The sequence below is a fragment of the Ileibacterium valens genome (assembly GCF_001945525.1).
In the GTDB taxonomy this organism is placed as follows: domain Bacteria; phylum Bacillota_I; class Bacilli_A; order Erysipelotrichales; family Erysipelotrichaceae; genus Ileibacterium; species Ileibacterium valens.
The window spans coordinates 1-5,601 of the sequence record NZ_MPJW01000033.1 but is presented as its reverse complement, the minus strand read 5'-3'; the positions used below and the strand labels follow the sequence as shown (position 1 = coordinate 5,601).

Genomic DNA, 5,601 nt, shown 5'->3' with positions numbered 1-5,601 from the left:
ACGGATCGTTCGGTCGCTGTCAGTGATTTCAATCACCGGCTTTGGACTCTCGTCTGATCCTTCCAAATCCAGGAAGACCGTCCTGTCAATTTCTACGAATTCAAGAGCCGCTGAAGCAGGCGATACGACGGCAGCTTTTCTGCGCCAGTACTGGAAGGTGGATAAAGCCAGGCCGTTTTGGACGCAGAAGCCAGCCTGAGTCAGACCTGACACCTGATATTGATCAACCAGGTTCATCCACTGTTCCTGATTCAGTTCACGGGATTTGGAAAACAGATAATTATGCATAAAATCCTCCAGTTCTAGTCGAATACAGAATATCGACTGGAACCGGAGGATCTAAGCCCGTGCAAATTTCAAAAGGTTACAATCGAAAAAAAGCACTCTCAGACAAAGAGAGTGCTTAAAGCAATTTTCAGGTAAAAACCAGGCATCGAATACCAGCTGATATTCAATAAGACAGAATTGATCCTTTATTTCAACCTATATAAGTTCTCTTAGAAAAAGAGTCTGACGATGTCGTTGTAGGTTGAAAAAATCATCAGTCCAAAGATTAATACGAAGCTGGCAATGATAACTCCTTCAACAATTTTGGTTGGAATCTTGCGGCGGAAAATGGATTCCAGGGCGATAATCAGAATTCTTCCTCCATCCAAAGCCGGAATTGGCAGAAGGTTAAAGATACCAATGTTCAATGATAAAATCGCAAACAACGAAATATAAGGCAATAATCCCTGAGAAACAACCGTGTCGGTCATCTTGTAGATTCCTACAGGTCCCGACAGAGATTCGAAGCCTTTACCCTGAAACAGCTGACCAAAGGTCCTGAAGACCATTCCTCCGGCATCGAGTCCATATTTAATTCCTTCTGGAATCGCTTCTAAAAAAGAAATCTGTCGAACTGGAGAGGTGGATGTAAATCCTAAAAGCACCATCTGCGTTTCATCATCCTTATGCGGAGTCATCTTCACATCGAAGTTTTCACCATCACGTTCAATCGTGAAAGTGGATTCTCCTGGATTGAAAGCCAGAAATTCAGAAAGCTCGTCTGTTGTTTCCGGGATGCAGACGGTACCATCTTCAGCCACAATTTTAACGATCTGATCTCCAGGCATAAGCCCTGCCTCTTTGGCCGGGTAGCCTTCTGTCAGAGAATCAATGACTGGAATGGCTGGTTCAACCACATATCCTCTTGCGGCCATCAGACCGATAAAAATCAGGAAAGCCAGTACAAAGTTCATGAAAACACCAGCGGCCATGATAATGACCTGCTGCCATTTGGGTTTAAAGTTCAGACGTTCACTTTCCGGGACTTTGGCTAACCAGTCATCTTCACTGTCTTCACTTTGTGATCCATCTTCTTCTCCGGCCATCATGACATAACCGCCAATTGGAAGAGCACGTATGGAGAAGAGCGTATTTTTCCCCTGTTTCTGATAAATTGCAGGACCCATTCCAATGGAGAATTCATGACAATGAACTCCAAAAGAACGCGCTGCAAAAAAATGTCCTGCTTCATGGATGATGACAATCACATTGAGCATCAATAAAAAAGCAAGAATAGTAATAATCACGTTCAATTCTTTCTCCTCCTTTATTTCATAACAATGAAACTCATCCACAACTGACAGTTTCATTTCAAACCATTAATTAAAGAATTGCGAATTGCGTAAGATACAGCTGCACCGTTTCTGTTTTCTGATAGCTTAGAATGAGTCCTTTATATCAGTCCTTTACAAAGAAAAAACTCTGTACTCATAGTCAGATCAGAATACAGAGCATTTTACCAAATAAATATTAAGTAAATTTTAAAACAATTATAAAATTGTAAAAATGATTCCAAACAGAAGAATATTCATCAGCAATGAATCGATTCGGTCCAGAATTCCACCATGTCCTGGCAGCAGATCTGAGAAATCTTTCACTTCATGCGCTCGTTTAAAGGCTGAGAAGCAAAGATCTCCAAGTTCTGCGAATACAGGAGCCAATGCGCAGATCGCAAGATTTATTGTAGGATCAAGCGTAGAAACATATAAAAAGGACATCGCATAGCTGAGAATAAAACCAAAGACCCATCCACCGAAGAAGCCTTCCCAGGTCTTTTTTGGTGAGACTCTTTCATTCATCTTATGTTTGCCAAAGAAACGGCCGGCAAAATAAGCTCCAGTATCCGATCCATAGGTCGCAAAAACAATGGTCCACAGATAGTGGAAATTTGGAATCAGAATCCGGATACTCATGTAGCAAAATCCAAGAATCATCGCAAAGGCCGTCATGGATAATCCGGCATTTTCGTTGACGTCTTTTGTAAACACTGGAAGTGACCAGAAAAAGATCAGGGCACAAATCCAGTAAGCCATCAGAAATTTTTCCGGAATAAAATTCAATCCTAAAACCCAGGCAGCCATAATGATGGTACAGATCATTTCCCAGCGTTTGTTTTCAAGAAGAACATGGATAAATTCATAGCTTGAAGTACATACAACAAAAACCGCTAATGCTTCAAGCAGCCATCCTCCAAAGAATAAAGGTGGAAAAACACATAGAATGATGGCTATTGCGGTCAGCACTCTAGTTTTCATTCGTATTCAATCCTCCAAAGCGGCGGTCCCTGCTTTCATATTCTTTTAAGCAGGCATCAAGGGCCTTCTCATCAAAATCAGGCCATGGGGTTTTATCAAAGATCAGTTCAGAATAAGCCAATTGCCATAACAGGAAATTCGAGATTCTTTCTTCTCCAGAAGTGCGGATCAGCAAATCCACTTCTTCAGGAATAAACAGATATTTAGAAAATTCTTCTTCTGTCAGGTTATTTTCCCGCTTGCCTTCTGCTACTTCCCTGGCATATTCCTGCATACCAAGAAGCATTTCTCTTCTGCTTCCATAGTTGATTGCAATGCAGAGTTCCAGTCCGGTATTATGAGCCGTCTGCATCACCGCCTTGTTAATGACTTCCTGTGTTTCCTTGGGAAAACGGTTGAGTTCTCCCGCAAAGGTAACCCGGATGTTGTTTTTCATCAGTTCCTTTATATATTTTGAAAAGAAAATTCCCGGCAGTTTACAAAGATAAGAAATTTCATCTTCAGGACGCTTCCAGTTTTCTGTTGAAAAGGCGTAGAGAATTAATTTCTTTATCCCTAAACGATTGGCTTCCAGGGCAATGGTACGAATCGTATCAGCCCCTTTTTTATGACCAGCTGTTCGAGGCAGACCTTTGGACTTGGCCCATCGTCCATTTCCATCCATGATGATTGCAACGGTTTCAGGCATTTTGTTCATTCAGTTTCCATATCGGCAAGGAGATTCCTTCTGTATCCAGAATCCGAAAATTGCCGAACCTCACTTTCATAATGTTATTGATCTCCAGGGCCAGATCGATATTTCGGTCGACCACCCTTTTTCCTTTATGATTTTTAAAAACAAGATTTATTTGAATCATTTTAAAAAACAGGAAGCAGACATTCTCTGCGAATGTTTTACCTGTTTTCATTCATCTTTTATCATACTCAATAGAGGCTCTTACATCCAAAGAAAAAGGTTTCCAAATATTGACGAAATGAACAAAGAAAAAAGTCCTCAGTTGTCATAGGAAAGCAAAAAGACCAAAGAACAGAAAACTTCCAGCAAAAATCAAGAATATAGATTTGATTATCAAAATAGAAATATTCGTATTTTTAATTTCATTCGTCAAACAGGTCTAAAACGTTTGGATATCAGTTCAGTTAAACAAAGAATGAAAAAACGGACTGAAAGAATTACTCAATCAGTCCGGATATTTTTTATTCAGGCAATTCGTTTGATGAATTTCTTAATCTTTTTTTGAATATTGAACAATCAAAATTTTAAAATTAATTTTCTATGCATCCAATCTGAAATTGAGCTTTGAATTCTCCCAGATTCCAGTAATTTGCAAGGCTTGAAATGGCGTTGTTGAAGGCATTTCTTGTCCTGATATGCTCCATTAAAATGAGCTGTTCGTTTAGTAAGGTATATCCATTTGCAGCAATGACTGCATCCCAGTCTGCAAGTAAAACATTGCCTTCTTCCATCTTACTGATTCCCTTATCTGTAAATAGAACTATTTTGCTTCCATCTTTCTTTAAATTGGCAAGCTTTTCCAGCTGATTCTGTGTCAGCGTTCCGTTTTCTGGATAATATGTTCCTTTCATCGAGACAACTTTGATTGTTTTTTGATTTTTGATGTTTGTCTGATCATCCGAATCGTGTTTGTTTTTGATTTGTGCAAATAATTGACTCAAAGTTTTCATTCTGTTTTCTCCTCTGTCTTCTGACATTTGCATTATGTCTGTCCAAAACAGAAGACTCAACCCATTATTTTTGTTTTTATACTAAACAAATGTTAAAATTTTTGTATAAATATTTTTGTAACAATATAATCTGTGAACAGAAATATTTTCAAAATTTTATAAATATTCAAATGATTTACTGGCTTGTCCAGCTTTAAAATGGACAGGGATCAGAAAGGGAAAATTCATGTCAAAGAAAAAAGAAGAAAGACATCTGAAGATCCGTCAGATCCTGATGGACCATCAGGAAATGAAAGTATCGGCGTTGGCGCAGATGCTTCAGGTGACTCCGGAGACGATGCGAAAAGACCTCGATGAACTTGAAAATCAGAATCTGATTGTTCGGGAACATGGATCGGCGTTCTTAAAAAGTGCGATCTCTCAGCTGCCGGCAAAAATTCGTTCTCAGGAATTTCCTGATGAAAAAAGAAGAATTACGATGCGGGCGATTCGCGAAATACAAAATGGAAATATTATCTTTCTGGATGACAGCTCGACGATTATGAATGGTTTGCAGATGCTCAGATCCAAAAAAGATCTGACTATCGTAACCACGAATTTACTGATAGGAATGGAATGTACTCAGCTTGGTTTTGAAGTTGTCCTGCTCGGAGGGAAAATCAATCCTGGAAATTACAATACATATGGCGCTTTATGCCACGATGATCTTTCCAGGTTCACATTTGATCTGGCTTTATTAGGGACGACCGGAATTAAGGGTTCTGATTCCTATATGCTCAATACACTTGAAGAAGTCAGCTTTCATCGCGAAGTTGTAAAGCACTCGCGAAAAGTTTTGATGCTTATGCATCAGGAAAAGATGAATGAAACGGGAAATTATCCATTCCTTTCATTTTCTGAAATCCCCGTTTTAATCACAAATCCACTCTCAAAAGAAGACCGTAATATCCTTAAGGAGGTTCCAAAAATTATCGAAGTTTAATTTATAAAAGGAAAAGCAGCATAAGACGTAAGTTCTTTATATTTGACGGGGTTAAATCCTCCAGTAACTGTTGGTAGATTGTCTACAACGAAACTGGAGGATTTTTCATTATGCCGAATTACCATTATGCACCAACTCGAAAAGGAAACCGGGAGTTCTGGACCAGACAGGTTCAGGCTTATCACCTCTCCGGCCTTTCTCAGAAGGAATTCTGCCAGAAGAACGACCTGATCTACTCTTCTTTTGGCTACTGGAAACGAAGACTGGAAAGCTCTGCGAAAACAGAAGGGATAGAGTTTGTGGAGATTGATGCCGCTGCCATCTCTGACAATTCTGCCGCTGTTACTCTGT

At 39.6% G+C, this 5,601-nt stretch carries 7 protein-coding genes; 2 read left to right on the top strand and 5 right to left on the bottom strand.

The window, feature by feature from the left end; translation table 11 throughout:
• From tnpA (BO222_RS00965) to BO222_RS00940, 5 genes are all read right to left on the bottom strand, one after another.
• The coding region (gene tnpA, locus BO222_RS00965; protein ID WP_198931970.1) for an IS66 family insertion sequence element accessory protein TnpA at positions 1 to 288 on the bottom strand (288 nt) is incomplete at its 3' end.
• Positions 289 to 497: 209 nt separating this feature from the next.
• Entirely contained in the window at positions 498 to 1,574 is a 1,077-nt protein-coding gene (locus tag BO222_RS00960; RefSeq protein ID WP_233131183.1) for a M50 family metallopeptidase, read from the bottom strand.
• A 243-nt stretch (positions 1,575 to 1,817) separates the two neighbouring features.
• Positions 1,818 to 2,582, bottom strand: a complete 765-nt coding sequence (locus BO222_RS00955) for a phosphatidate cytidylyltransferase (protein ID WP_075817567.1) — start codon at positions 2,580 to 2,582, stop codon at positions 1,818 to 1,820.
• Positions 2,572 to 3,279 (bottom strand): isoprenyl transferase, encoded by a 708-nt coding sequence (locus tag BO222_RS00950; protein ID WP_075817565.1) that lies wholly within the window; start codon positions 3,277 to 3,279, stop codon positions 2,572 to 2,574. Before BO222_RS00950 ends, BO222_RS00955 begins: the two co-directional genes overlap by 11 nt.
• A 569-nt stretch (positions 3,280 to 3,848) precedes the next feature.
• Positions 3,849 to 4,268 (bottom strand): hypothetical protein, encoded by a 420-nt coding sequence (locus BO222_RS00940; protein ID WP_075817561.1) that lies wholly within the window; start codon positions 4,266 to 4,268, stop codon positions 3,849 to 3,851.
• 226 nt (positions 4,269 to 4,494) lie between these two features.
• Between BO222_RS00940 and BO222_RS00935 the strand changes: the two genes are divergently transcribed.
• The gene (locus tag BO222_RS00935; RefSeq protein ID WP_075817559.1) at positions 4,495 to 5,250 is read left to right on the top strand and encodes a DeoR/GlpR family DNA-binding transcription regulator; all 756 of its coding nucleotides are present in this window, start codon (positions 4,495 to 4,497) and stop codon (positions 5,248 to 5,250) included.
• 110 nt (positions 5,251 to 5,360) lie between these two features.
• A partial coding sequence (gene tnpA / locus BO222_RS00930; protein ID WP_198931972.1) for an IS66 family insertion sequence element accessory protein TnpA occupies positions 5,361 to 5,601 on the top strand: 241 nt, incomplete at its 3' end.